Annotated in this window: 17 protein-coding genes and 2 pseudogenes; 9 read left to right on the forward strand and 10 right to left on the reverse strand. The window is 62.4% G+C overall.

All coding sequences use genetic code 11. The features are described from left to right. Positions 1–508: 508 nt before the first annotated feature. Positions 509–1598: pseudogene (locus tag C477_RS17265) on the reverse strand (SRPBCC family protein). 1556 nt (positions 1599–3154) lie between these two features. Here C477_RS17265 and C477_RS17270 point away from each other — a divergent pair. The 4 genes from C477_RS17270 (at position 3155) to C477_RS17290 (ending at position 9430) form a co-directional block, all read left to right on the forward strand. Beyond that, complete coding sequence (locus tag C477_RS17270; RefSeq protein WP_008895817.1) at positions 3155–3961, forward strand: IclR family transcriptional regulator; 807 nt, start codon at positions 3155–3157, stop codon at positions 3959–3961. Positions 3962–4430: 469 nt separating this feature from the next. Continuing rightward, the gene (locus C477_RS17275) at positions 4431–5630 is read left to right on the forward strand and encodes an iron-containing alcohol dehydrogenase (RefSeq protein ID WP_008895818.1); all 1200 of its coding nucleotides are present in this window, start codon (positions 4431–4433) and stop codon (positions 5628–5630) included. 392 nt (positions 5631–6022) lie between these two features. Beyond that, a complete protein-coding gene (locus C477_RS17280; RefSeq protein WP_008895819.1) occupies positions 6023–7543 on the forward strand; it encodes an aldehyde dehydrogenase family protein in 1521 nt (506 codons plus the stop codon). A gap of 285 nt (positions 7544–7828) precedes the next feature. Beyond that, positions 7829–9430: a BCCT family transporter gene (locus C477_RS17290; RefSeq protein WP_008895821.1), complete on the forward strand. Its 1602-nt coding sequence runs from the start codon at positions 7829–7831 to the stop codon at positions 9428–9430. Positions 9431–9534: 104 nt separating this feature from the next. Here C477_RS17290 and C477_RS17295 read toward each other — a convergent pair whose 3' ends face one another. Continuing rightward, positions 9535–9828 (reverse strand): hypothetical protein, encoded by a 294-nt coding sequence (locus C477_RS17295; RefSeq protein ID WP_008895822.1) that lies wholly within the window; start codon positions 9826–9828, stop codon positions 9535–9537. A 238-nt stretch (positions 9829–10066) separates the two neighbouring features. Here C477_RS17295 and C477_RS17300 point away from each other — a divergent pair, with 238 nt between their 5' ends. Beyond that, positions 10067–10864, forward strand: coding sequence for a hypothetical protein (locus C477_RS17300; protein ID WP_008895823.1), 798 nt, complete (start codon positions 10067–10069; stop codon positions 10862–10864). 92 nt (positions 10865–10956) lie between these two features. Here the strand turns inward: C477_RS17300 and C477_RS25065 are convergent, their stop codons facing one another. The 4 genes from C477_RS25065 to C477_RS17315 all read right to left on the reverse strand — a co-directional run bounded on the left by C477_RS25065 (position 10957) and on the right by C477_RS17315 (position 13338). Further along, positions 10957–11064: a hypothetical protein gene (locus C477_RS25065; protein ID WP_449404404.1), complete on the reverse strand. Its 108-nt coding sequence runs from the start codon at positions 11062–11064 to the stop codon at positions 10957–10959. Then, positions 11024–11401 (reverse strand): hypothetical protein, encoded by a 378-nt coding sequence (locus tag C477_RS23680; RefSeq protein ID WP_008895824.1) that lies wholly within the window; start codon positions 11399–11401, stop codon positions 11024–11026. Before C477_RS23680 ends, C477_RS25065 begins: the two co-directional genes overlap by 41 nt. Then, entirely contained in the window at positions 11398–12504 is a 1107-nt protein-coding gene (locus tag C477_RS17310) for an aromatic ring-hydroxylating oxygenase subunit alpha (RefSeq protein WP_083870321.1), read from the reverse strand. The genes C477_RS23680 and C477_RS17310 overlap by 4 nt, the downstream gene beginning before the upstream one ends. 390 nt (positions 12505–12894) lie before the next feature. Then, entirely contained in the window at positions 12895–13338 is a 444-nt protein-coding gene (locus C477_RS17315; protein ID WP_008895826.1) for a GlcG/HbpS family heme-binding protein, read from the reverse strand. Positions 13339–13785: 447 nt separating this feature from the next. Between C477_RS17315 and C477_RS17320 the strand changes: the two genes are divergently transcribed. Further along, positions 13786–16359 (forward strand): GcvT family protein, encoded by a 2574-nt coding sequence (locus C477_RS17320; RefSeq protein ID WP_008895827.1) that lies wholly within the window; start codon positions 13786–13788, stop codon positions 16357–16359. A 373-nt stretch (positions 16360–16732) separates the two neighbouring features. Next, a complete protein-coding gene (locus tag C477_RS17325; RefSeq protein WP_008895828.1) occupies positions 16733–18502 on the forward strand; it encodes an aldehyde ferredoxin oxidoreductase family protein in 1770 nt (589 codons plus the stop codon). Positions 18503–18617: 115 nt separating this feature from the next. Here the strand turns inward: C477_RS17325 and C477_RS24615 are convergent, their stop codons facing one another. Then, entirely contained in the window at positions 18618–19001 is a 384-nt protein-coding gene (locus C477_RS24615) for a DUF7344 domain-containing protein (RefSeq protein ID WP_239641898.1), read from the reverse strand. A 190-nt stretch (positions 19002–19191) separates the two neighbouring features. Further along, positions 19192–19466: pseudogene (locus tag C477_RS24965) on the reverse strand (hypothetical protein). A 259-nt stretch (positions 19467–19725) separates the two neighbouring features. On the opposite strand from C477_RS24965, the gene C477_RS17340 reads away from it, so the two are divergent. Together C477_RS17340 and fdhF are read left to right on the forward strand one after the other, a co-directional pair. Next, positions 19726–21249, forward strand: a complete 1524-nt coding sequence (locus tag C477_RS17340) for an NADH-ubiquinone oxidoreductase-F iron-sulfur binding region domain-containing protein (RefSeq protein WP_008895830.1) — start codon at positions 19726–19728, stop codon at positions 21247–21249. Continuing rightward, positions 21246–24581 (forward strand): formate dehydrogenase subunit alpha, encoded by a 3336-nt coding sequence (fdhF, locus tag C477_RS17345; RefSeq protein WP_008895831.1) that lies wholly within the window; start codon positions 21246–21248, stop codon positions 24579–24581. Before C477_RS17340 ends, fdhF begins: the two co-directional genes overlap by 4 nt. A 328-nt stretch (positions 24582–24909) precedes the next feature. Here the strand turns inward: fdhF and C477_RS24210 are convergent, their stop codons facing one another. Further along, positions 24910–25071 (reverse strand): hypothetical protein, encoded by a 162-nt coding sequence (locus tag C477_RS24210; RefSeq protein ID WP_008895832.1) that lies wholly within the window; start codon positions 25069–25071, stop codon positions 24910–24912. 231 nt (positions 25072–25302) lie between these two features. Beyond that, complete coding sequence (locus C477_RS17350) at positions 25303–25683, reverse strand: Rid family detoxifying hydrolase (protein ID WP_008895833.1); 381 nt, start codon at positions 25681–25683, stop codon at positions 25303–25305. Between the last annotated feature and the right edge of the window lie 33 nt (positions 25684–25716).

Consider the following 25716-nt stretch of genomic DNA (forward strand, 5'->3'; position numbering starts at 1 on the left):
CCGATCCGACATCGAACCCGCCGTGTCCAGGGTCCTCGAACAGGTTTCATCCCGCACCGTACACCGAGTGACTCGCCGTCTGCGCTCGCGTGCAGTAGGTCCGGAGCTCTTCGTCAATGCGACCCGTAACGGCTTCTCCCGCTTCGAAGTCAGGCTCGGTCGCGAGGGTGTGGATGAGTCCCTGTCTCGTTTTCACACGTCGGTGACGACACCGGCCAGAGTCCCGTCCGCTAGATTGCTCATCGAGTCGGTAGTCATAGCGGGGATCTCACCACACACTTTCGTAAACACCACAAACACCACGGTGCTCGTAAAGCGTGAGACGCAGTTCGCCGGCGGAGAGTTACCTCTACCAGAAGATGCAGCCAGTCGGTCAGCAGAAGCGGTGCGAAACGCGACTCCAGATCGGAGAGTGTCGTCGCGGCAATGCCAGATAACGAATCTCGGTGTTCCGAAAAACGGAACTACATACTCGATCGGAGGAGTCTTCTCTTGCGCTTCGGATCAGTTATGAGTTATAGGCCTCCTGGGCGAGCTGGTGGAAGCGGTGGACGGTGTGTTCGTTGGGGCCGAGTTGGGCCTGGGCGAGCGCGCCCGTTCTAAGTCCCTCCCACTGGCGTTCGACCAGTTCGAAGTCTTCTTCCTGAAGCTGGCGGCTGGTGCGAACGAACTCGCGTTCCTCCTCGGAGAGCTCGCTGTCGCGGAAGTAGTAGTCCGCGATCAGCCTGAAGCGATCGGTATCGATCGGGTCGATAATGTAGGTGCCGTAGCCGTCGGCGGTACCGTACATGTTGACCGTGAAGTTCGGCCAGAAGTAGTGGAACTGCGCTTCGTGCTCGTCGTGGATCCGCATCTCNGGTACCGTACATGTTGACCGTGAAGTTCGGCCAGAAGTAGTGGAACTGCGCTTCGTGCTCGTCGTGGATCCGCATCTCGTCGTCGACGTCCTGGGCGTGCGTGTAGTGGAGCACCCAGTGGTAGTCGTTGACTTCGAGTTCGGAGTCGTTGAGCGAGATGCCCTTGATCCAGTCCTGGTGGTTGGCCTGGCAGTGGTCGCACTCCGAGTAATTGCTCGCGAACACCTTCCAGTTGCACTCGACCTCTGAACTGATCCGGGTGGCGAGTTCGTACTCCTCGAGGGGCAACGCCTCGAGGCGGTCTTTCATCACGCCGGCCTGCTCGGCCAGCGGCATCGGATCCTCGCGCAGGTTGACGAAGATCAGCGGGCCGATGCTGTCGACGTGCACCGACTCCGCATCGGCGAGCGCGTCCGGATCGACGTGTCCGGGATCGGTCATCGGCACGTCCTCGAGGAGCGCGTTACCGTCGCGAGCGGAGAAGTTCTCCACGGCGCGGACGTCACCGTCGTCGTCTCGAGCGACGATTAGGTCGCGGCCGCCGATGGTCCGCGTGAAGTATTGGCCGGGCTCACTGATGCTGTTAGCGTGGCCGGCGTAGACCCAGTACTGCCCGAATATCTTCTCTTTTTCCATCTCGAAGACGTCGTCGTCGGTGAAGTACCGGGCCGGCAACGCGTTCGTCTTCTCCGTGATGTCTGCGCTCACTGCCTCGGTCTGGCTTTGGTTCCATTGCGTCATACAGTAGCACAATTGAGGGCATTACGAAAAAGCGTTAACCAGTTATATAGAATCCCATTATATGTCCGGTCTCCAGATCCGGCTAGCGGATCACGCTGCGACATCGATTCGACCGTCTCGAGCCAGCGGCTCGTCGCTTTACGCGCTTGAAGCGCTTCGATACCCGACAACGAGAAGTCGAACACGATAGGGGCCGAATCGTCAGTATACTGAACCGGTGCCGCGCCGGCGGGACCGAGCGGAAGATCAGGAAAACGGATCGATCCGTTCCTGTCTTTAAGGGTATCCACGATCAGAATGATGACGCAGTTACCGAAGCCACCGAGGTTACAGTGAGGTCGACGTCTGCCTCGACCTGTCGCGGCCGGCCTCGTCAACGAACTGTTCGCAGATCTCCATCGGAGACTAACCCACGCGTCTGTTAGTCCCAGAGCGTCGCGTTTACTGCTATCAACGGTCCGGTATATCGATCCGTCATTTAGTACCCCAAGCGTCTCACATGCTACGTTGGCACAAGACGTGGGATGCGATGTTCGAACTGCGAACAGACGATGGTCGAACCGTACGAACGATCCACGCCGATGTGCGATCACTGGGGCACGTGCCGCCCCGTCGTGTCCGATCGGTACCGCCGTATTTGCGCGAGAGTCTCGCGAAACGAAATCGCGAAACACAAAACCTTAGAAATCGTACCGTTCGTGGATGGGGCACGATCTCTCTGGACTACGGTTTCGAACGGAACTACGACTTCGGTGTGAAAGAGGCGGAAATAGAACTACCGCCGGATGCGTACGATCACGAGTGAACGACGTAGTATCACCCGTACGTTTCGAATGCGTAAAAGCGGACGGTGGGATCGCAGTTCCGGTGTCGCAATTCGCCGCGGCTAGCAGGCTACCACGACCTCGGAGACCGCTTTCGGCCGCTACAGTTCGGTAGGCGATGTCGGGAGTCAGCGGAAGATAATAGCCCACCGCACCGATGAGAGGGAGTAGGTCCGTCGACCGATGAGAACGAGCGAATCGTTCGAACGTCGAGCTACCGATCGGGTTTCGGTCGGCCCGCGTGTAATCGGTCTCGACACTGAGACAGCGGGCGTAAACGCAGCTGATTACAGTAGTACGATCGTAATAGGCCAGGCGAAGTGAGTCGACGTACCGTAGTCGGACGGGAGAGACGACCGAATAGGAGGCCGATTGATGGATCGAAAACGGAACCCGGGAGAAGAGTGCAGTGTCGTCCGCCGACCGTTCGCCCGCTCCGCGAGCTCGATTCGACGCTGTGAGTGGCGAGCAGTCTCGGGACCGAGAGTCATTCCACACGTAGGTGTTATCAGGGTGCTTTCGGGCGATCGTGACGTCAGATCGCCAACTGCGAACGGACGGCGGACGGACGGTTTCGAAGATACGAATGGTATCATTCTCTAAATATTGTGGATCGGCGAAATGGCGAGATGAGAGTCCCAGATCCGCCGTGGTTGTTCTGAGAAGCGAAATTCGAACTAGTGTTTCGATTTGCGAAATGCTTAATTAGTGTGGCATGAATTGACATCACATATGACGGGCCAACCGAAGAATCCGACATTGAAAACGCCCGCCCGCTCGCTGGCGCTAATCGATCGAATACGGGACCGCGGCGGCGCGAACCTCTCCCAGCTCGCCGAGGATCTATCGCTCGCCAAAAGTACGGTATACAAGCACGTGATCACCCTGTACGAATGCGGCTATTTGGTGAGAGAGGGCGACGAATACCACATCGGTCCGAAGTTCCTCGACCTGGGCGAACACGCTCGGAGCCGAAAGGTGGGTTACCAGTTCGCGGACGACGCTGTAAGAGAGCTGACGGACGCGACCGACGAAGAGGTCGATTTCGTGATCGAGGACCACGGGCGCGTCGTCACGATCTCGGAATCGTACCACAAGTGGGTGAAATACCCGGACAAGAGCGATTCGAACCGCTACCGTGCTCGAATGGGGACGTATTACCACATGCACGCTACCGCATCCGGGAAAGCGATTCTCGCCGAATTGCCCCGGGATCGTACCGAAGCGATCCTCGACCGATGGGGACTACCGGCGAACACGGATAACACGATCACCGATCGACAGGCCTTCGTCGAGGAACTCGAGCGCGTCGACGATCGGGGATACGCGATCGACGACGAGGAATTTACCGACGGATTGCGCGGCGTCGGGATGGCGGTCGACCGAACGGACAGTCCTCCCATCGGTGCCATGAGCGTCTCGGGACCGAGCTATCGCATTACCGACGAGGTGATCGAGCAGAATATCGTCCCGGTGCTCGAGCGGACCGTCGAATCGTTCGAACGACGGTTGGTGAACGACCGAAGTGACGGTCCGTAGCGGACCGACGTGGCGCGTCGAAGCGGCGTCGGCGTTCTCCGGCGGATCGAGCGCGGTCCCTCTCCCAAGACGACCGGCTTGCGAAGTCGATGATCGACGATACTCGAGGTCCGTTTCCACATTCGAAACTCATCAGAACGGTTACTGTTCAGTTACCAGACATCGATTGTATGGATGGCTAACGAGAAGGACGGAGCCGAGAGTTCCTCCTCGAGCGAGCAGAGGTCCGAGTAGTGCGGACGGCGGACCGATCCACCGCGATCGGGGCCCAACCGGTCACACGGGCACGGACACGGCGTTCGCGAAACCGCGGCGGGTGTGACCTGACACTAAGAGTTATATACTGGAATATGGAATCCTCGGTTGGAATGCGAGAGAAAGACACCCATGCGGATCGAGAGGCGTCCATAGATAGTACGGCTACGGAATCACCCGGCATTCTCGACGCGAAACGCGAGGGTGAGCACCAATGAGCCTTGGCGACTACACGCTCACCTTCCCGATCTGGGTCGAATTCGGGAACGGATCCAGCGAGAACATCGGATCGATCGTCGATTCGCAGGGCTGGGAGAAGGCGCTGATCGTCACGGATCAGGGAATCCTCGACGCCGGCCTGGTCGACGGGATCCGAACGTCGCTCACTGCCGAAGGCATCGAGTACGCTACCTACGACGGCGTCGAGCCCAACCCGACGGCCGGAATGGTCGACGAAGCGACCGAACTGTTGGAGAGCGAGGGGTGTGACTTCATCGTCTCCGTCGGCGGCGGAAGTTCGATCGACGTCGGAAAGGGAGCGTCGCTGATGGCGACCAACCCGGGAGAGATCGCCGATTACGAAGTGACGTCGGCCGAAGAGGTGATGGAGGAACCGATCGAGAACCACCCCCTTCCGCTGGTGACGGTACCGACGACCGCCGGAACCGGCAGCGAGGTCGACTACTGGGCCGTTATCACCGACGAAGAACGCGAGTTCAAGATGGCCCTCGGCCAATCGCCGCTGTACCCGGGCGGACCGTACCTGGGCGCCGAAATATCGCTGGTCGATCCCGCCCTGACGGAGACGCTACCGCCGAGACAGACTGCGGCAACCGGCTTCGACGCCTTCTCCCACGCGCTCGAGAATCACGTGTCGTCCGCCCGCCCGCCCCTCGTCGAACCGCTGACCAAACACGTGATGGGACTCGTCTCGGAGCACCTCCCCGCCGCCTACGAGGACGGTGAGATGGCGGCGCGCGAGCAGATGATGTTCGGCTCTCACGTGGCGGGAATCTGCGAGAACTTCGCCGGGTTCGGAGCGATCCACTCCCTGGCCGAAACGACCGGCGGAATGTATCCCGAAATTCCACACGGTGAGGCCATCGCCGCGTACACGCCCGCAGTGATGCGATACAACATCGAAGCCGTTCCCGGACGATACGCCGAAGTCGCCGAAGCGATGGACGTGGACGTGTCCGGGTTATTCGACGAGGCGGCCGCGATGGAAGCGGTGGACGCCGTGGAGGACCTCATCGACAGGGTCGACCTCCCCTCGAGCCTCCGCGAACTCGGCGTCGCGGAGGACGATCTCCCCGCGATCGCGGAGAAGTCGTTGGACACGATCGAGATCCACGACAACCCCCGAGACGCGGACGCCGACGACCTCTTGGACATCGCTCGGGACGCGTACTGATCGTCGCGGATCGCGAAACGCAGCCGATCGAGGGAGTTGACCCCGGTCACCGTCGACTCGGCCGAGCACGTCCTTTTCCGATACCGCCGGAGTGGTCCCGTTTCCGCCGCCTTCTGGCGGACGGTGAACGCGCGGACCCGGAGACTCGAAGGGAGCGACGGACGACCGGTGGTGCGTCGGTTTCGACGGAAGAGACGAACAGTTCCGAACGGACGCGACTGTGTCGGCCTCACCCCTCCGTCGCGGACGTCGGTCAGCGGTAGTCTCGTCGATCATCGGGAACGGTGTCGCAGGGAGTTTCGTTCGCCGTTCCGGTTTTCGAACTCGAAGCTCTAGCGTCGATGGGCCTATACTAAGATATATGAAGGATGGTAACAAACCACTTCCTGGAAATGGCATCAGAGAACGTTAGCGGCCAGTTACGGGAGAATCACGCGGAAGCGAGGGACCGAGTCGAGGATATCAGCGCGTTCGATTCGTGGATCGACGGGGCTCGATACGAGACCGACGCGGTCGTCGAGACCGTCGATCCCGTCGTCGATGAACCGATCACCGCGATTCCGCGCTGCGGTCCGACGGAGGTCGATACGGCGGTCGACGCCGCGTGGAGCGCGTTCGACGAGGAGTGGTCGGAGACGACCCCTGCCGAGCGATCTCGGCGCATGTTCGAGTGGATCGACGTGCTCCGCGATCACGTCGACGAACTGGCGTTCCTGGAGTGCGTAGACACCGGGAAACCGATGTCGCAGGCTCGAGGAGAGGTCGAAGGGGCGATCGGAACTCTGGAATACTACGCCTCGATCTGCCAGGGCCAGAGTCAGGACGGGAGACAGGTGTCGACGTCCGAGGATCTGCACCTCTACACGCGGAAGGAGCCCTACGGCGTGGTCGGACAGATCACGCCGTGGAACTTCCCGATCTGGGCGGCCGCGTGGAAGCTCGGGCCCGCGCTCGGGACGGGGAACGCGACCGTGCTGAAGCCGTCGGTCGAGGCCCCGCTGACGACGATTCGCATCGCCGAACTGTCCGAGGGCATCTTCCCGGACGGCGTGCTTAACGTCGTCACCGGGACCGGATCGGCGGTCGGCGGCGCACTGACGGAACACGATCGCGTCCGCAAAATCTCGTTCACCGGCAGCGTCGGCGTCGGCCAGCGAGTGATGCAGGCGGCCGCCGAAAACGTCGCTCCGGTCACGTTGGAGCTCGGCGGGAAGTCGCCGTTTATCGTGTTTCCCGACGCCGACTTAGAGAAGGCGGTTTCCGCCGTCGCCGACGGGATCTTTTACAGCACGGGGGAGATCTGCGACGCGTTCTCTCGAGCGATCGTTCACGAGAGCGTCCACGAGGAGTTCGTCGACCGGTTCGTCGAGAAGGCCGAGTCCTACACGCTCGGCGATCCGCTCGACGAGGAGACGACGATGGGGCCGCTCACTACCGAGTCCCAGTACGAGACGGTCACGGAGTACATCGCCGCCGGCGAGAGCGACGGTGCGACCCTGCTTACGGGCGGTGGACCGCCGGACGATTCCGACCTCCGGGACGGCTGGTTCGTCGAACCGACGGTGTTCGATGACGTAGAAAACGACATGCGTATCGCTCGAGAGGAAATCTTCGGGCCCGTACAGACGATCAACACGTTCTCCAGCTACGACGAGGCGATCGAACTCGCGAACGACACCGAGTTCGGACTCGCGGCCGGCATCGCGACCGAGCGGACGTCCGTCGTCCACAACGCGGCGGCGGACATCGAAGCGGGGCTCGTGTACGTCAACGAGTACGGTCCGATCCTGCCGCAGGCTCCGTACGGCGGCTTCAAGGAGTCGGGTATCGGAAAAGACCTGGGAACGGAGGTGCTCGACCACTACCAGCAGACGAAATCGGTCTACGTCAATCTCGACGAGCCGGAACTCTGACGGGAGGATTCGGAGAGGTGGGAACGATACGGCCGCGCTCGAGCGATCCCGAATACGAGAGATGGTTCACGGGACCGAATTCTCCGTCGTTCTCGCCGAAATCGTGTGCGACGACGGTTCTCGTTTCGATGTCCGTTCCGAATGTTTCGACCGAATCGTCGACATGTCCGAAAAGTATAAGTACCGTTCCGTTGGGATAGCAGATGCACTGGTAATACATAACATGAGTCACGCATCGGACTGGGGATCGATTACGGAGACGCGTAGTTCCATCATCGAAAAACAATGAACTTCTGGCACGTATTCGGCCTGGAAAGCGCAGACACCGGTGAGAAACTCCTGTTCTTCATCACGGGAGGGGCGTTGCTGGCGTTAGCAGCGATCGGTATCCGGAGTCCACAGGTCCTCAACGATACGTTCAACGAGGCCTTCGGATGGGTGTTGACCTACTTCGGTTGGTGGTTCATGTTACTCGGGATGGTACTGCTCGTCTTCTCGACGTACATGGTCTTCTCACGATACGGTCACATTCGGATCGGCGGACAGGACGCCGAGCCGGAGTTCGATCTGTTCTCGTGGCTCGCCATGGTGTTCACGGTCGGGTACAGCGGCTCGATCATCATTTGGGGGGTTGGCGAGCCCATCTCCATCGTGAACAGTCCGCCTCCGGAGCCGCTTCCGGTCACGGGGGCCTCGATCGAAGCGCTCGCGCTCGCGTTCATGTTCATCCACGAGGTCTTCCCGGGACTCGCCATGTGGTATCCGCCGTTCGCGTTGGCGTTCGGACTGATCATCTACACGCGCGGCACGGACTCGTACAAGTTCAGTTCGATGCTGAAGGTGTTCCTCGACGACGACCGGTACAAGCTCCTCTACTGGACCGTCGACTTGGCGGCGCTGATCGCCATTATCGGCGGCGTCGCGGCGGCTATCGGGTTCTCCGCGCAGGTGTTCGCCGCCCTCCTAGATACGGTGTTTGGCGTTCCCCCGACGCTGTTCACGTACGGGCTGTTCGGCGTCCTCGGACTGGTCTTCCTCGGAGACGTCTGGTTGGGGCTGCGAAGCGGAATTCGAAACGCCGCTCGAATTACCGTCGTCCTCATGTTGGTCACGTTCGCGCTGCTCCTCGCGGTCGGACCGACGCTCTTTACGATCAACCTCGGACTCGACGCCGGCGGCGTGTGGCTGAACAACATGTTCCGCCTCTCGCTGTACTCCGCTCCGACGGCTGCGGGCAATTGGCCCCAACAATGGACGAGTTTCTGGTGGGCGTGGTGGGCCGCGTGGGGCCTGTTCGTCGGCAGTTTCGTCGCCCGTGTGTCGAAGGGTCGAACCATCCGCGAGACGTTCGTCTGCCTGGTCGTTATTCCCGGCATGTTGCTCTGGATACAGCACTCCATCGTCGGCGGCTGGGTGCTCGCGCCGGGATACGTCGGGCCGGTCAGTGACGCGTTTGCCAGCGGCGGTATCCCCGCCTCGATCGCGACTGCGGTCACTCTCACGCCGCTCGCACCCCTGCTGGGAGTGTTGCTCATCTTGGTGATCGCCGGCTACGTCGTGACGTCTCTGGACTCGGCCGTGTACATCCTCTCCTCGATAACGCTCGGCACGGAGGAGCCGAACGCTCGAAACCGGGCGTGGTGGGGAGTTCTGCTCTCCTTCCTCGGCGTGATGACGCTGGAGCTCCCCGTGTTCGATGCGATGCAAGCGTTCCCCACGGTGCTCGCGCTCCCGTTCACGCTCTTCCTCCTGGCGATCGCCTACGCGAGTTACGTCACCGCTCGCGAATACTATCGGGAAGAGTCCACGCTGGCGAACGAGGACACGTTGATCACGTCCGCGAACACCGATTCCTCCCTCCCACAGGGGCAGGACGACGATGACTAGCGCGTCGGTTCGGTTCGAAGGAGGAAGCGAGGCGTCATCGAGACCGCGACCGGAGACCGGTGACTGCTTTACGGCGTTCGCGAACTCAAGCAGTAACGAACCGATCACGATGTGTTTCGCGAGCGAACGCGATCCGCTCGACTCGTCCGCGAGCTCGACCAGTTCGCGACCAACGCGATAGCGATACCGGCCAGGAGGATTCCCGCGGTATCAGTCATCTGCAAGGGTTCTCCCAGAAAGACGACCGCGATAATCGCCGCGACGACGAGCGTCCCCGCCGCGTAGGAGAGTCCCATCGCCGTCTCCGGAAGGATGGAGTCCGTTGCGAGCCCGGCGACGACCGCCCACAGGCCCCACGCGATCATCGTTACTAACGCGAGCAGTATCAGACGTCCCATACAGTGGGCAGTCTCACGAACCACCATTACCGTTAGCGCACCGACAGACACGTCACGTAGCCGAACCGCGACCGGTTTCCGGGAGTTCGAGTTGAACGGCTCTGCGAGCAGTGTGGGTACCACCCCTCTCTCGGAGCGGAGTGACGATCCCGGTCTCGGGTACGGTCAGTCGGCGTGATTCGCCCGCCCGTCGATCGGAGCAGTCAGCTATTTCCGTCGACGGGAGCGAGAATCGAGTATGGACGACAGGAAACAGGCCACGTTCGGCACCGAAGGCGAGCTCCGGACCGACGAGACGGACGCGACCGACGACGATTCCGACTCCGGCCCCGAGCGCGACGACTTCGGCGACGAACTCGGTGAGAATGCGACCAAGTCCGGGGCGAATCGGTACGTCGTCTCGAGTCTCCTCCAGAAGGCGGTTCGGCGATCCGACGAGGAGGTCGCGGCGTGGGCCGCGTGGGAACTGGTCCGTTCGGGCTACGCCTGGAACTTCTGGGACCGAATCAACCTCTACGTCGTCGAGGACCTGCGCGCCGGACACGAAGTCGCGCTCACGGTGGCTCGCTACGAGGAACTGGCCCGCGAACGCTGGTCCGAGGAGTCCTGGCGCGGGCGGCTCTGTGCGGTCCACGCGGCCCTGGCGGCCGCTCGAGCGCCGTCGTCGCGCGAGGCCGCACACGCCGACGATTACTTCGGCGAACTCTCCGACGAACGCGCTGCCGCACGCGAGGAGGGCCGCGAGCCCCGCTACGACCATCCCGTCGACGAACTCGAGCCCGGCGGGACGTACGACGCCGTCTTCGACCAGCACACCTACGAGGGGAAGCGCCTCGGTCGCGGTGGAGCGTTCTTCAGAACCCACGGCGGGCGAGTCGGGCCCGAGAGCGAACCGGAACTGAGCCGCCAGTGGCGGATCCGGAGCATGCGACTCGAGGACCGCGACTACACCGAAGACGAACTCGTTCGCGCGGTGGAACCGATCGATCCCGACGAGAAGTGGCCCGAGACGGACGCGACCGATCGCGAGGAGTAACCGTCGCGACGAGCGACGGCGGTGAGCGGGAGCCGTCCGGCGTTTCGAATCAAATGCGAGTCAGTGGGCTGGGGACGAACGAAAACGGTTGGTCAGAACGCACCGAGGTGGTCGTCCTGCGGTTCGTATAGACCGCCGGTCATCCGTACGTCGTGGATCTCATCTAACGTCTCGCCGATCGATAGTCCGCGGTCGGACATCACCGCCGCGACGACGCCGATCGGGACGCCGTTCTCGTACTGCTCTTGGAGCTGCCNCGCCGATCGATAGTCCGCGGTCGGACATCACCGCCGCGACGACGCCGATCGGGACGCCGTTCTCGTACTGCTCTTGGAGCTGCCAGACGACGTCCTTGAGATCGTCGCTCGTGACGTCCTCGTCTAACTCCAACTGTGCGCGTTCGAACTCCACGTCGTGTCCCGTCACGCGATAGTGACGGCGGTAGAACTCGACGATCTCGTTCGGTGTCTCGGTTCGTAGATCGACGTCGCACTCCGGACAGGACGCGACGTACGGTGCCTGATCTTGCGTGCTCATAGGTGTCGAATTTCGGATTCCGTTTCGGGTGCTAGCGAGTGCTGGTCGGTGAGCGATGCGATCACGAGTCGTAGGCTTCCTGGGCGAGTTGGTGGAAGCGGTGGACGGTGTGTTCGTTGGGTCCCAGCTGGGCCTGAGCGAGCGCGCCCGTTCTGAGNGTGGAAGCGGTGGACGGTGTGTTCGTTGGGTCCCAGCTGGGCCTGAGCGAGCGCGCCCGTTCTGAGGCCTTCCCACTGGCGTTCGACCAGTTCGAAGTCTTCTTCTTGGAGCTGGCGGCTGGTGCGAACGAACTCCCGCTCTTCGTCGGAGAGGTCGCTGTCGCGGAAGTAGTAGTCCGCGATGAGCTGGAAGCGGTCGGTGTCGATCGGGTCGATGATGTAGGTACCGTAGCCNCCGTACATGTTGACCGTGAAGTTCGGCCAGAAGTAGTGGAACTGCGCTTCGTGCTCGTCGTGGATCCGCATCTCGTCGTCGACGTCCTGAGCGTGCGTGTAGTGGAGCACCCAGTGGTAGTCGTTGACCTCGAGTTCGGAGTCGTTGAGCGAGATGCCTTTAATCCAGTCCTGGTGGTTGGCCTGGCAGTGGTCGCACTCCGAGTAGTTGCTCGCGAACACCTTCCAGTTGCACTCGACTTCCGAGACGATTCGGGTGGCGTGTTCGTACTCCCCGAGGGGCAGCGCCTCGAGGCGGTCTTTCATTACGCCGGCCTGCTCGGCCAGCGGCATCGGATCCTCGCTCAGATTGACGAAGATCAGCGGACCGATGGTGTCGACGTGCACATCGTTCAGGGCGTTCTCTTCGGCGTCGAACTCCTGGACCTCCTCGTCCTCGAGGTCGGGGTTCAGACCGGCTTCGTCGAAGCTCTTGGGCGTGCTTTTGAGCTCGCCCTCGAGGTCGTACGTCCAGAGGTGNCGCGTGAAGTACTGGCCAGATTCCTCGATACAGTTGGCGTGGCCGGCGTACACCCAGTACTGGCCGAACACCTTCTCTTTCTCCATCTCAAAGATTTCCGGGTCAGTGAAATACTTCGCCGGTAACGCGTTCGATTTCTCCGTGATATCTGAACTCACTGCCTGCGTTTGTGATTCGTCCCACTGTGTCATACAAGGCCACAAATGACACACCTATAAAAAACAGTTCACCTGTGATACTGAACATCAATATAAACCAGTGAGAATTCGGGGGTGTGGACGAGCGGACGGAACACGGTCCACAGAGATGGAAGCGTATTCTTGATTCCAGCCCGTGACCAGTCGATACGTTCCGGGCGATCATCAGGAAGGCGTCTCAGAACAGCGCTATCTCGTCAATCGTGACACCGTCACTCACACCGTTCTGATGGTCGAGACGTTTTCGGGAACGTACTCATCTACCCCCGGTAGCATCGACGGGAGAGCGCTATTTGTACTCCCCCGTCGTCTGTGATCGTCACCGCCTGAGATGGCGCTTCAGTTCCAGTTGCGTACCGATGAGTGTCTCGAGTCTTTCGTCGATCAGTCGTCTGCCGTGGCCGCTTCCTCTTTGATGAGTTCGTTCCATCGTTCGACGCCAGCTTCGGCGACCTCGCGGTCCTGGCTCACGGCGCCGCCAGAGACGCCAATCGCGCCGACGACCTCGCCGTCTCGCTCGAGCGGATAGCCGCCGCCGAAGATGACGATCTGGTCGTCGTCGGTCGTCTGGAGACCGTACAGGGAGTTGCCCGGTTCGGAGGGCTCCGCCAGTTCGTGTGTCGGCATCTCCAGGGCAGCCGACGTGTACGCCTTGTTACGCGAGATGCTCACAGAGGCCAGCCAGCCGCCGTCCATGCGGTGCTGGGCGATGAGGTTCCCCTCGCTGTTTGCAACCGTGATCACCATCGGATTATCGATCTCGTCCGCTTTCTCTTCTGCCGCTTCTATCAGCTGTTTCGCTGTCTCCAGCGGAATGGACTCTACCATGCAAGAGAACGATAAGGAGTTGGCGTGAAATAAGTTGCTATTATTTCCTTGGCATGTGGTATGATTTCGGGAAACTAATGGAGAATTATGCCCTGCAAGAGACTCTGTGTGCAGATAACTAGGGTTCGCTTGATTGATTCGGGTAGCTGCAAAGGGAAGCCGCCACCCCGCGATTCAGCGTTACTATCGCCAAAAATAGTATTTGAATTTCATTTTGTGCTTCTCCGTGACTTCGTCGATATCTCTGACATCTCTGACGGCCGTTGGCGTGTCCACACACGAAATTAAGCGTCGCCGCTCGCGATGGTACCGTAGGATAACAGTGATATCACAGTTATCCGCAGCCACCTCGAAACTCTAATTATAATTCTTCGACCACGTTTTGGTGAAGATATGGGTGAGCGATAATTATATTTGTACTCGACTGGCACCACGGAGTGTACAATTATGAACGCAGACGACAGCTTGCCGGACCAAGCAGACACTGTTATTGTCGGTGCCGGTATCGTCGGGTGCAACCTGGCGTACCAGCTCACTGAACTCGGCCGAGACGATGTCGTCGTCGTCGATCAGGGACCGATGCCAACCACTGGCGGGTCTTCCAGCCACGCGCCGGGGATCATGTTCCAGACTTCCGAGTCGAAGATCCTCTCGAAGTTCGCCAAGCACAGCCGTAACGTGTACTCGGACCTGGAGGACGACAACGGGGTCCAGGCCTACAAGGAAGTCGGCGGTATCGAAGTTGCACGCAGCGATGAGCGGATGGACTTCCTCCAGCGCCGCGTTGAGTATGCCGAATCCTGGGGACTCCCGAATCCGGAGATCCTGTCGCCCGAGGAAGTAGAAGAAAAGCTGCCGCTCGTCGACAGCGACGTGATCCAGGGTGGCTACTACTCGCCGACCGACGGCCAGGTGTCCGGCGTCGTCGCCTGCGCTGCCCTCGCCAGAGAAGCCATGGACCGGGGAGCGAAGTTCGTTCCGCATACCCGCACCGAAGACATCGAGACCGAGAACGGGTCGATCAGCTCGGTTATCACCGAAAACGGGACTATCGAGTGTAACGAAGTCGTCATCGCAACGAACATCTGGGCGCGTCAACTGGGCGAGAAACTCGACGTTCACCTCCCGGTGACGCCGGTCGAGCACCAATACACGATGACCGAGCCGCTCGAGGAACTCGCCGACAACCAGATCGACGTCAGCGATCACCCGCTGTACGAGAATTACAAGGACGTCTCCGGCGAGAAGACTGACCGCCTGCTCGCGGGCCCCGACCGGCCGATCCTCCGCGATCAGGACAACGCGATGTACTTCCGGACGCACGGAGACTCCTACGGGATCGGGTCGTACAACCACGAACCCGTCGTACCCGACCCGCGAGAGCTCGGCGGCAACGAGGAAGACGCCGAACAGGGCTCGGTCCACGAGTTCACCGAGTACCACATGAACAACGCGACGCACCCGGACCGGCCGGACAAGGCGCCCCGCCAGGCCAGCGACGAACTGCTGCCCGCCACGGAGGGGAAGGAACTCGAACACAAGTACAACGGGATGTTCGCGGAGTCCCCTAACGGCCTGCCGGTGATGGGGCCGGTCCAGAAGTACGACGGTCTCTGGACCGCGGCCGCCATCTGGGTCACTCACGCCGGCGGCGCCGGCAAGGCGCTCGCCGAGTGGATGGAAAACGGTGTCCCCCGCCTCTCCGACGGACCGATCGATCTCCGGCACTGCAACGTCAATCGGTTCGACGCCCACGAAGGCAGCTGGGACTTCGCGCGAGACATCGGCGGCGAGGAGTACCGCATCGTCTACAACATCATGCACCCGAAGTGGGTCTGGACGGATCATCAGCGCGACATCCGCCGCACGCCGATGTACCACAGCCACAAGGAACTCGACGCCGAGCTGTGGGCCGAAGCCGGGTGGGAGGAACCGCAGTGGTTCGAGTCCAACGCCGACCTGCTCGCCGAGTACGGCGAGCAGATCCCGGACCGTGAGGGCTGGGAGGGCAAGTACTGGTCGCCCATCGAGGGCGCGGAGGCGCTCCACGTCCGCAACAAGGTCGGCCTCCACGACATGACGTCGTTCAACAAGATGGAGGTCGTCGGGAGCGACGCCGGAGACTTCGTCCAGCGCCTCTGTACGAACGACATGGACATCGACATCGGCGACGTCCGGTACACGCTCATGTGTAACGAGGACGGTGGCGTCCGCGCGGACATCACCGTCACGCGCGTCGACGACGACCGCTACCTCCTGCTGACGACGGGTCGCGAGGTCGGAAACAACCACGTCGCGTGGGTCCGCGAACAGTCTCCCGAGGACGTGGTCGTCAACGACGTCACCTCAAGCCTGGCGGCGATGGTCTGTACCGGTCCGAACGCGCGGAAGGTACTCTCCGAGGTGACGGACGTGGACCTCTCCGACGAGGCGTTCCCGTTCTTCACGAGTCAGCAGTTCTTCGTCAAGAACGTGCCAGTCACCGCGCTCCGGGTGTCCTACGCCGGCGAACTCGGCTGGGAGCTGTACACGCCCGCCGAGTACGGCGAGCGGCTCTGGGAGCATCTCATGGAGGCCGGCGAAGAGTACGACATTCGCCCGTATGGGAATGGTGCGCTGAACGCGCTGCGCATCGAGAAGGGCTTCCGGCTGTGGGGCGAGGACCTCCACACCGAGCACAACCCCTACGAGACGGATCTCGGATGGGCCGTCGACCTGGAGACCGACTTCATCGGGAAGGAGGCGGTCGTCGAAGCGGCCGAGGGGAACAACATCGACCACAAGGTCGCGTGCCTGACCCTCGACGACGAAGCGGCGACGATCCTCCCCCACCGGCCGATCTTCGACGGTGACGAACCGATCGGCTACGTACACAGCGCCGAGTACGGGTACACGGTCGGCGCCTGCGTCGTCTACACGTACCTCCCGCCGGAGTACGCGGAACCCGGGACCGAACTCGAGATCCAGTACGAGGGCGAACGGTACGACGCCACCGTTCGCGAGGAACCGCTCCTCGATTAAAAGGAGCGCACTCGACGGCGCAACGCGATCTCGCGTCCGACTTTTCATTTTCTCTCGATGGGAGCGACGCTCTGTCGTGCGATCAGGGAGACCATCGTCAGCAAAACAGGATAGTATATTCACACCTCGATCGGGGACCCTCAGTCCGCCCGGCAGTTGACTGCGAGTTCGTCAGTGACAGTGGGAGCCCGATTCACGACGCAACGTATCAGAGGAGTCCTCAGCAAGGTCGGTACCCGTCTTGTCCAGTTCGCCGAAGCGCGTCGAACGGCCGCCGGCGATTGGGGTCCGCAAGCAGACACGGTCGTCCGCGCGGTGCTGTACGTTCGGAGACGAGATACCTTTTTACACCGCAAGGGGATACGTCAAACCAATGAACCTTCGCGCGCCCGACCGACTCCTCCGCGTGGATCTCTCGGCGGAGTCGGTAGACCGCGTTTCCGTCCCGGACGAGTGGCGACGACGCTACGTCGGCGGCAAGGGGCTCGGAGCGCGGTACCTCTACGAGGAACTCGACGCCGATACCGATCCGCTCGAGCCGAACAACGTCCTGCTGTTCATGATCGGCCCGGTCTCGGGACTCCTTCCGGGAGAGAGTCGCTACGCGGCGATCACGAAGTCCCCGCTGACCGGGGTCTTCCTCGACTCGTACGCCGGAGGGACGTTCCCGGCAGTGCTCGCGGGCGCGTTACACGATGCTGGCGGCGTCCTCGTCACCGGCCGGGCGTCAGAGCCAGTCCGACTCGTCGTGGCGGACGGAGACGTGGATATCGAATCGGCCGAGACCTGGGGAGCAGATACCGTCACCACTGACGAGCATTTTTCCGACGCCGCGGTCGCCTGCGTCGGTCCCGCCGGGGAGAATCAGGTCGCCTACGCGACCATTTCGTCCGACGCCGGCGACCACCACGCCGGTCGGGGCGGCGCGGGCGCCGTGATGGGTGCCAAGCGACTCAAGGCCGTCGTCGCCTGGGGAGATCCCCCGTCGGGCCTCGAGAAGCTGCGCGAACGGTACGCGGAACGCTATCGCGAATCAGACACCGGGAAGTGGCTGCAAGCGAGCGGTACCCTCGAAACGGTCGACTTCGCCAACGAGACCGGCGTCCTCCCGACGCGCGGATGGCGAGACGGGCAGTTCGAGGGCGCAGACGATATCGGCATCGCCGCCGTCCGCGAACTGGCGCGAGAGCGGGAGCACCCGGACGACGAAGATCCCGGTGGGTACCGCGTCGAGACTGACGCGGGCGAGAGCGTTCCCTGCGGTGCGACGGCGATGACGCTCGGCGCGGGTCTGGGCATCGACGATTTCGACGCCGTGGCGGAACTCGGGGCGACGTGTGACCGATTCGGTCTCGATCTGATCAGCGCCGGAAACACCGTCGCGTGGGCCGTCCGTGCCAGCGAGGCGGGCCTACTGGATCACTCGTTTACGTTCGGTGATCCCGACGACGCGCGATCACTGCTCCGCGACATCGCGACTCGAGAGACGACGCTCGGAGACACACTGGCGGAGGGAGTCGACGCGGCGGCCGAGCGGTTCGGCGGCGACGATTTCGTCCCGACGGTCAAAGCGATGGAACTGCCCGCGTACGATCCCCGGGGCGCCGAAAGCATGGCGCTGGCCTATGCCACAAGCGATCGCGGCGCCTGCCACCGACGAGCGATCCCGATCGAGCGAGAGATCTTCGAGAACTGGAGTCCGGGGCGGGCCGCCCGCGCCGTCGCAACTGAACAGGACCAGCGATCGATTCTCTGGTGCCTGATCGTCGACGACTTCGTCGGCGACGTCTTCGAGGATCTCGGCGCCGAGTGGCTGGACGCCGTGGGGTTGGACACCGACGGAGACCTGCAGACGATCGGGGAGCGCATCTGGACGCTCACCCGGTTGTTCAACGTTCGCGAAGGGATCGCTCGAGCGGACGACGAACTACCGATCGCGCTCCGGAAACCACTGGAGTCGGGGCCGAACGACGGGCAGGCGGTCGACGAGGACCGCTTCGAAGCGATGCTCGAGGCCTATTACGCGGAGCGGGGATGGGGAGCCGACGGTCGACCGGCCCGCGAGACGGTCGATCGTCTCGGGTTGGACGAGGTCGTCGACGACGAGACGCCGCTGGCCGAGCAACCCATAGAACGGAAATGAGTGTCACGACGGCCACTGCTCCGTCGGGACGCCGGACCGTCTCGGCCAGCAGTCGCGACCGAACCGTTTCGGCGCTCGTCCGGCACCAGTCCGGACGAAGCCGGTCGTTTGGTACCTACGGCGGCCAGTCGTCGGCAACGTCCAGAAGCGGACGTAGCTCCGCAGCGTTCCGTGTTAGCGTGACTGTGTTCTGGACCTGATCGTACTCGACGATATCCGCGGCTGCTAGTTTCGGAACGTCTGCGTGATAGAGCGACACGTAGACGTCTTTCGCGTCCGCTTTCGAGACATCGGTCGTCCCAGTGTCGTTCTCCAAAGCGGCGACTTCATCTGCCAGGTCCGCTAACGCCATCGGGTTGTCGACCGGTAGCAGGCATCGAAGCACGCACCGACGGCGCTCGTTCGACAGAGCCTCGAGCGCGGTATCCGCTGCTATTGATTCGATATCGGTGGGATCCGGTCCCGGGGCTGCAGTCGAACAGGAGGTATTGTCCGGCATTGCAATTACGTACCTCCGTATTGCACTAAAATATATTGGTGAAATAGATTTCTTATTTATCGATAGAAGAATAAAGTATTGGAGAAGCAGATATTATTGGTATTGTTACATTTTGTAGTCTGCACCACGGAACAGCGTGTGGCCGCGTGGAGCGAGCGGATTCAGTCACGAAATTTCGGCTGTCAAGCGCTCACCGAAGTTCCGTTTGCTCGGCGCACTCGGCTGCGGAATCGGTTATCTCCTCGACAGGGCTGTCGGAACGGTCGGTGAGTACGCGCACCAGCATACCGAACTGAACCGCTGTGGCTTCCCGAAGTTCGTTGTTTCCTCGGTATCGGTGCCGAAATAGTACTCGTGGCCGCCGTTCTCGTGGACAATACCGGTGTACACCGAACGGGGATCGTTACCGGAGACTGCCGCCGCAGCTTCCGTTTTGGCTTTCTGGAATCGGGGGTTCGTCATCATACCTAATAGTAGTTCAGAGATTCCTCACTTCTTTGATAATCTAAGTGAATGATTGGCGGGGGCCGACTTGCGTCGATCCGTTGAAACCAGATTGGCTGTGAGCGGGTACGGGAGAAGGATCTGTAACAGGGACCACCAACAACCCGATTGTGATGCACCCACAATGTCGGCCATGGGTTTAATCCTGACATCACGTAAAAAATAAGTATAGTAATTCGGTCATGAGAGTTTTTATCCCTGCGATTCAACGGTATAACCAATGGAACGAGGCGCAAGTACCGCTGATCGCTCACCGCTCGTCCGTGTCGCGACCGACGTAGCGGCGAACGGTGACGAACAGATTGTGACGGCGATGCGAGACGAAGCCGATTCGATACCGGTGGTCCGCACGGGGCCGGTCGGTGTGCTGGGGAGCGAACCGCTCGTGATGGCGACGCGCGAGGGCCGGACGGCGTTCTTCGCCAAACCGGAGCCGTCGACCGCACGAGACGTCGTCGACACGCTGGAAGACGGACTCATCCCGGCGGATGACGCTGATGCGGTCGTCGAACACGGGCCCGAGACGACGTCGCTCCCGATCCCGAACACGGGCCCGCTCTCGGTCGGTCAGCGGTCGGTGCTCGCCCGGTGTGGATGGGTCGATCCGCTCGATCCGAACGAGTGGCCGATCGTCTCGTCTGACCGAGCCGCCGAGGCGGTGACCGATACCGGACTCCTCGGTCGGGGGCGCGGCGACGCCGCCGCCGATGGCCCCGTCGCCGACGCGTGGGAGACCGCGCGGGACGCGGACGGAGACCCAGTCGTGGTCGCCAATGCGAACGAGACGCGCGACGAACAGCGAGCGGACGAAGTGCTGCTCGGGGGAGCGCCGATAGCCGTCCTCGACGGGATAGCCGCCGTCGCCGAGTACGTGGGTGCCGACGACGCCGTCGTCTACCTGAACGAGGAGGATAGCCACCTGCATCAACACCTCCGCGAAGCGATCGAGGCAGTCGCGGGCGAACTGCCGATCGTTCCGCAGCTGGTGGCCGGTCCCGACGAGTACCGCGCCGGCGCCCCGACGGCCGCGCTCGAGGCGATGGAAGGCGCCGACCGCATCGAACCGCGTCTCCAGCCGCCGTCACCCGCCACGCACGGTCTCTACGGACGGCCGACGGTCATCCACACGCCGCGGACGTTCGCACAGGTACGGCGGGCGATTCGCGATCCGGACGCGTTCGACGCGGACGCCGCCGATCCGGGAACCCGGCTAATCACCGTCGCCGGCGACGTCGCCGATCCGGCGACCATCGAACTCCCGTCAGACAGTAGCCTTTCGGTGGTACGAGACGCCGTCGAACTGACGGGCTCGTTCAAGATGGCCTGCGTCGGCGGCGTTCTCGGCGGCGTTACGCGAAGCCTCGACGTCGCTCCGACCGCACAGTCGCTCGCTGCGGCCGGTCTCGGGACCGACGGCGTGGTCGAACTGCTGAACGACGACCGGTGCGTGGTCGCCGACGTCGGCGAGCGCGCCCGATTCGCGTCCACCGAAAACAGCGGCCGCTGCGTGCCCGGCCGCGAAGGGACGAAACAGCTCACCGAACTGCTGCGAGACGTCTATCAGGGATCGCTCGAGACCGACACGATCCGCGAGCTGGGTCGAGTGATGACACGATCGAGCAACTGCCAGATCGGCGCTCACGCGCCCCGCCCCGTGACGACCGCGCTCGACGAGTTCGAACCGGAGTTCCGCGCACACGCCGACGGTCGCTGTCCCAGCGGCACCTGTACTGAGAAACTATGAGCACTGACGACACACTTCCGGGCGTTCCCGATATCGAAGACTCGCAACCGAATACGCCGGTCTCCGCCACGTTCGAGACAGGGACCGCGAACGATCCCGAGGCCGGCACCCGCAGCGACGAGCCGACGACGGTGACGATCAACGGCAAACCGGTGACTGCTCCACCCGGGTCGACCATTATCGACGCGATGCAGACCGTCGACGACGAGACGGTTCGTGTCGATCCCGGCGCGGACGGCGTTGATGACGACGCCGACGTCCCCGCGCTCTGTTACTACGACCGTGACGGCGACTGCAGCGGCGAGATCGGGCCGCGCAGCGAGTGCCGGACCTGCATGGTCGAGACCGACGAACACGGCCTCGTTCCCTCGTGTTCGTTCCCGGCCGAGGAAGGGCTCACCGTGGAGACAGACACCCCCGACGCCGAGGAGAGCCGCAGCGTCAACCTCGATCTGGTCCTCTCGAATCACAACCTCCGCTGTACGACCTGCAACGGCAACGGCCGCTGCGAACTACAGGACACCGCGATCAGCGAGGGCGTCGACCATCCGCGCTACGGCGTCTTCGGCGACCGCGACGAGTACGAACCGCTCGACGACACCTCGTCGTTCATCCAGATCGACCGGAACAAGTGCATCCTCTGTAACCGGTGTGTCGAGGGCTGTAACGACGTGCAGGTCGAGGGCGTGCTCCGTATCGAGGGTCACGGCGAGGACACGCGCATCGGCTTCCAGTCCGACGCCGAGACGATGGCCGACTCCGACTGCGTCTCCTGCGGTCACTGCGCGACCGTCTGCCCGACGGGCGCGTTGACGGAGAAGGACATCGGCGGCGCTGCGACGCTTCCGCTTCCAGGATTCACTCAGCGTAACTCCATCGGGACGGTTATCGAGCACGAGGAAGTCGAAACGCTCGACGACACGACGGCACCGAATCGCTCGCCCGACCCCGGCGGAGAGAGCCGGATCGGAGCCGGCCCCAGCGTGAGTCCGGACGATCGAAGCGGCGTCGCACGGTTTATGTCACAGAGCAGGCGCCGTGCGATGGACCTCGCCACCGAGTACGGTCACAAAGCCATGTTGGCGGGCGAACACACCGCCGAGAACATCGCGACGAAGGTGCTCCCCGAGGGGAGATTGTTCGACGTTGCGTCGACCGTGAGCGACTACCGCCTCGGCAAGATCGACAAGGAAGAGACGACGTGCGGGTTCTGTGCTGTCGGCTGTCGGTTCGAGATGTGGGGCAGAGACGGTGACGCGATCGGTGTCCAACCCGTCGAAGACCCCGCGAAGGCGCCCGCTAACAACTTCTCGACCTGCGTGAAAGGGAAGTTCGGCCACGAGTTCGCCAACAGCGACGAGCGGATCACGGAACCGCTCGTGCGCAACGAGGACGGCGAGTTCGAGACGGCGTCCTGGGACGAGGCGCTTGATCGCGTCGCGAGCGGGCTGCGCGCGATCCAGGACGAACACGGCGTCGACGCCGTCGGCTGTCTCGCGTCCTCGAAGGGGAGCAACGAGGAGGCGTATCTCGTCCAGAAGTTCGCCCGACAGGTCCTCGGGACGAAAAACATCGACAACTGTGCGCGGCTCTGTCACTCGACGACGGTGGCAGCGCTGCAACAGACCCTCGGGTACGGCGCCATGACCAACCGCATCAACGAGGACATCGGCGAGGCCGACGCCTACCTCATCACCGGGTCGAACACGACGGAGTCGCACCCGGTTCTGGCGACCCGCATCAAGCAAAACGTCCGAGACGGGGCCGACCTGGTCGTCTTCGACCCCCGTGAAGTCGGCATCGCAGAGCACGCCGACCAGTACACGCGGACCAGACCCGGGTACGACGTCGCCTGGCTCAACGGTCTCATCCGGTACATTATCGAGAACGACCTCCACGACGAGGCGTTCATCGAGCGCAACACGAAGGGGTTCGAGAAGGTCGAGGAGAAGGTACAGGCGTTCACGCCCGAGAAAGTCGAAGAACTGGCGGGCGTTCCGCCCGAAGAGCTGAAGTCCGCCGCCAAGACGCTCGCCGACGCCGAGACCGTCGTCTTCGGCTGGGCGATGGGAATGACCCAGTCCAGCCACGGTACGCAGAACCTCCTCGCGATGGCCGATCTCGCCCTCGCGCTCGGCCAGGTCGGCAAGCCCGGCGCCGGACTCTCACCCTTCCGGGGGCAGAACAACGTGCAGGGCGGCGGTGGTGACATGGGGACGCTTCCCGGAAGCCTTCCGGGCTATCAGGACCCAGCGGAACCCGAGGTCGCCGAGAAGTTCGAAGAAGCGTGGGGCGAGCGCCCGCCCGAGGAGCCGGGGCTCAAGGTGCCGGAGATGCTCTCGGAGGCCCACGAAGGTAACCTGCGGGGAATGTACGTCGTCGGGGAAAACCCCGCGCTGTCCGAACCCGACATCCAGCACGCCGAAGCGGCGCTCGAGAAACTGGAGTTCCTCGTCGTCCAAGATATCTTCATGACGGAGACGGCGACTCACGCGGACGTGATTCTTCCCGCAGCGACGTCGCCGGAGAAACACGGCACGTTCACCAACACCGAGCGCCGCATCCAGCGGGTGCGGCCAACTGCGACGCCGCCCGGGGCGGCGCGTCAGGACTGGGAGATCACCCAGGACCTGGCCAACCGGCTCGGGTATACCTGGGACTACGACCATCCGCGGGAGATCATGGACGAGATCAGCGACCTGGTCCCGATCTACGGTGGCGTCAGCTACGATCGCCTTGAGTCGGGCGACGAGCACGGGCTCCAGTGGCCCTGCTGGGACGAAGACCACCCCGGAACGCCGTACCTCTACGATTACGAGGACGGGGAGTTCAACTTCGACGACGGGATGGCGCGGTTCGTGCCCGCGGACGGTGGACACCCCGGCGAGCTGCCCGACGAAGAGTATCCGCTCACGCTCACCTCCGGGCGGGTCCTCTACCACTGGCACACCGGCCAGATCACCCGGCGCGTCGAGGGGCTCATGAGCCACGTCGGCGAGAGCTTCGTCGAGGTCAACCCGTCGACGGCCGACGAACTCGGCGTCGCCGACGGCGAGTACGTCCGGGTCGAGTCCCGCCGCGGAGAAATCGTCGTCAAGGCGAACGTAACCGATCGCGTCGGCGAGGGAACGTTGTTCATTCCGATGCACTTCGCCGCCGGCGCGGTCAACAAGCTCACCCAGGAGAACTTCGATCCGCACACGGGAATTCCCGAGTACAAGGTCTCGAGCGTCCGCGCCGAGCCGCTCGGACCGAACGCCGATCCGGACGTGTTGCGGGCGCCCGACGCCGGAGTCGATAGCGACGGCAGCACCGCCGCCAGCGACGACTGATCGTCGCGGGCGTCTCGCTCGTCGACTGCTTCGGTTCGAGCGAATATCTTGTGTCGGGGCTGTCACGAAGTCGCCGACCCACCGCCCGATTCGGGCGCTCTCGATCGCACGAGCGGAAAACGAACGCTGATTAGCGAACCTCTCGCCGGTCGTATCGCCAAGACTCGGTCTGCCGGTTCGTTCGACGGATTCCCCTGTACGGCCTCGTCTCGCGTCTGGTCGGGGAGTCAGCCCGATTTTTCTCGGCGGGCACGGCCGGCGTGACTGACGACGGAGATCGCCGCGTACGCTCGGAACTCGGATGGGAAACGTCAGCCGAGTCGATCCGTCAGGACGCGCCGTAGCCGACGTCCTCTCGAAGTTCGTCCCACGATTCGTGGAACCCGTACGTCGCCTCCGACTCTGTACCGATGGTATTCTGGTACACGTCGTCGTACTGTAATAACTGCGTCCAGCCGTCGTGGTACCGGTAGCTACAGTATTGGCACATAGACGAGCATATACTGCCAGGGGAAAAAGGGGTATCGGTAAAACCGAGCTACGACTGATGTACCGGAGTCGAACCGAAGCTCGACCGAGTGATTGCGGTGAAATCTCCATACATGCTACGGACAAGCGATCGCACCGATAGTAGCCACTGAAACGAGTTACATACTGATCGCGGAGCCATCCCGCGATCAGGCGTGCAATGACTGTCAGTGGCTACTGTAGTCGACTGGGATTACTCGACTACCGCGAGCGCCTCGATTTCGACTGCGGCGCCTTTGGGAACGCGGCCGACCTCGACGGCGCTTCTGGCGGGCGGCTCTTCGTCGAAGAACTCGCTGTACGCCTGGTTGAACTCGTCGAAGTCGTCGATATCGTCGAGGAACACGGTCGTCTTGAGGACGTCGTCCATCGATCCCCCTTCGGACTGGAGAATCGCGCTGACGTTTTCGAGACATCGTCGAGTCTGTTCGTCGACCGAGGCATCGTCGAGGAGTTCGCCGTCGGTCGTCAGCGGGAGCTGACCCGCGGTGAAAAGCAGCTCACCGTTCGTCGTTGCCTGGCTGTACGCGCCTACGGCTGCCGGAGCATCGTCGGTACTGATTGTGCGCTTCATAGACACCGATATCCGCTCCTGTCTCTTAAAGCC

Source organism: Haloterrigena salina JCM 13891, assembly GCF_000337495.1.
Taxonomy (GTDB): Archaea; Halobacteriota; Halobacteria; order Halobacteriales; family Natrialbaceae; genus Haloterrigena; species Haloterrigena salina.

What these genes read in the sequence shown, in the direction of transcription:
- C477_RS17320 (WP_008895827.1), top strand. Translation starts at nt 13,786, where the DNA reads ATGAACGCAGACGACAGCTTGCCGGACCAAGCAGACACTGTTATTGTC.
- C477_RS25065 (WP_449404404.1), bottom strand. Translation starts at nt 11,064, where the DNA reads ATGTCCGACCGCGGACTATCGATCGGCGAGACGTTAGATGAGATCCAC.
- C477_RS24615 (WP_239641898.1), bottom strand. Translation starts at nt 19,001, where the DNA reads ATGCCGGACAATACCTCCTGTTCGACTGCAGCCCCGGGACCGGATCCC.
- C477_RS17315 (WP_008895826.1), bottom strand. Translation starts at nt 13,338, where the DNA reads ATGGTAGAGTCCATTCCGCTGGAGACAGCGAAACAGCTGATAGAAGCG.
- C477_RS17340 (WP_008895830.1), top strand. Translation starts at nt 19,726, where the DNA reads ATGGAACGAGGCGCAAGTACCGCTGATCGCTCACCGCTCGTCCGTGTC.
- C477_RS17300 (WP_008895823.1), top strand. Translation starts at nt 10,067, where the DNA reads ATGGACGACAGGAAACAGGCCACGTTCGGCACCGAAGGCGAGCTCCGG.
- C477_RS17295 (WP_008895822.1), bottom strand. Translation starts at nt 9,828, where the DNA reads ATGGGACGTCTGATACTGCTCGCGTTAGTAACGATGATCGCGTGGGGC.
- C477_RS17275 (WP_008895818.1), top strand. Translation starts at nt 4,431, where the DNA reads ATGAGCCTTGGCGACTACACGCTCACCTTCCCGATCTGGGTCGAATTC.
- C477_RS17270 (WP_008895817.1), top strand. Translation starts at nt 3,155, where the DNA reads ATGACGGGCCAACCGAAGAATCCGACATTGAAAACGCCCGCCCGCTCG.
- C477_RS17290 (WP_008895821.1), top strand. Translation starts at nt 7,829, where the DNA reads ATGAACTTCTGGCACGTATTCGGCCTGGAAAGCGCAGACACCGGTGAG.
- C477_RS24210 (WP_008895832.1), bottom strand. Translation starts at nt 25,071, where the DNA reads ATGTGCCAATACTGTAGCTACCGGTACCACGACGGCTGGACGCAGTTA.
- C477_RS17325 (WP_008895828.1), top strand. Translation starts at nt 16,733, where the DNA reads ATGAACCTTCGCGCGCCCGACCGACTCCTCCGCGTGGATCTCTCGGCG.
- C477_RS17350 (WP_008895833.1), bottom strand. Translation starts at nt 25,683, where the DNA reads ATGAAGCGCACAATCAGTACCGACGATGCTCCGGCAGCCGTAGGCGCG.
- C477_RS17280 (WP_008895819.1), top strand. Translation starts at nt 6,023, where the DNA reads ATGGCATCAGAGAACGTTAGCGGCCAGTTACGGGAGAATCACGCGGAA.
- fdhF (WP_008895831.1), top strand. Translation starts at nt 21,246, where the DNA reads ATGAGCACTGACGACACACTTCCGGGCGTTCCCGATATCGAAGACTCG.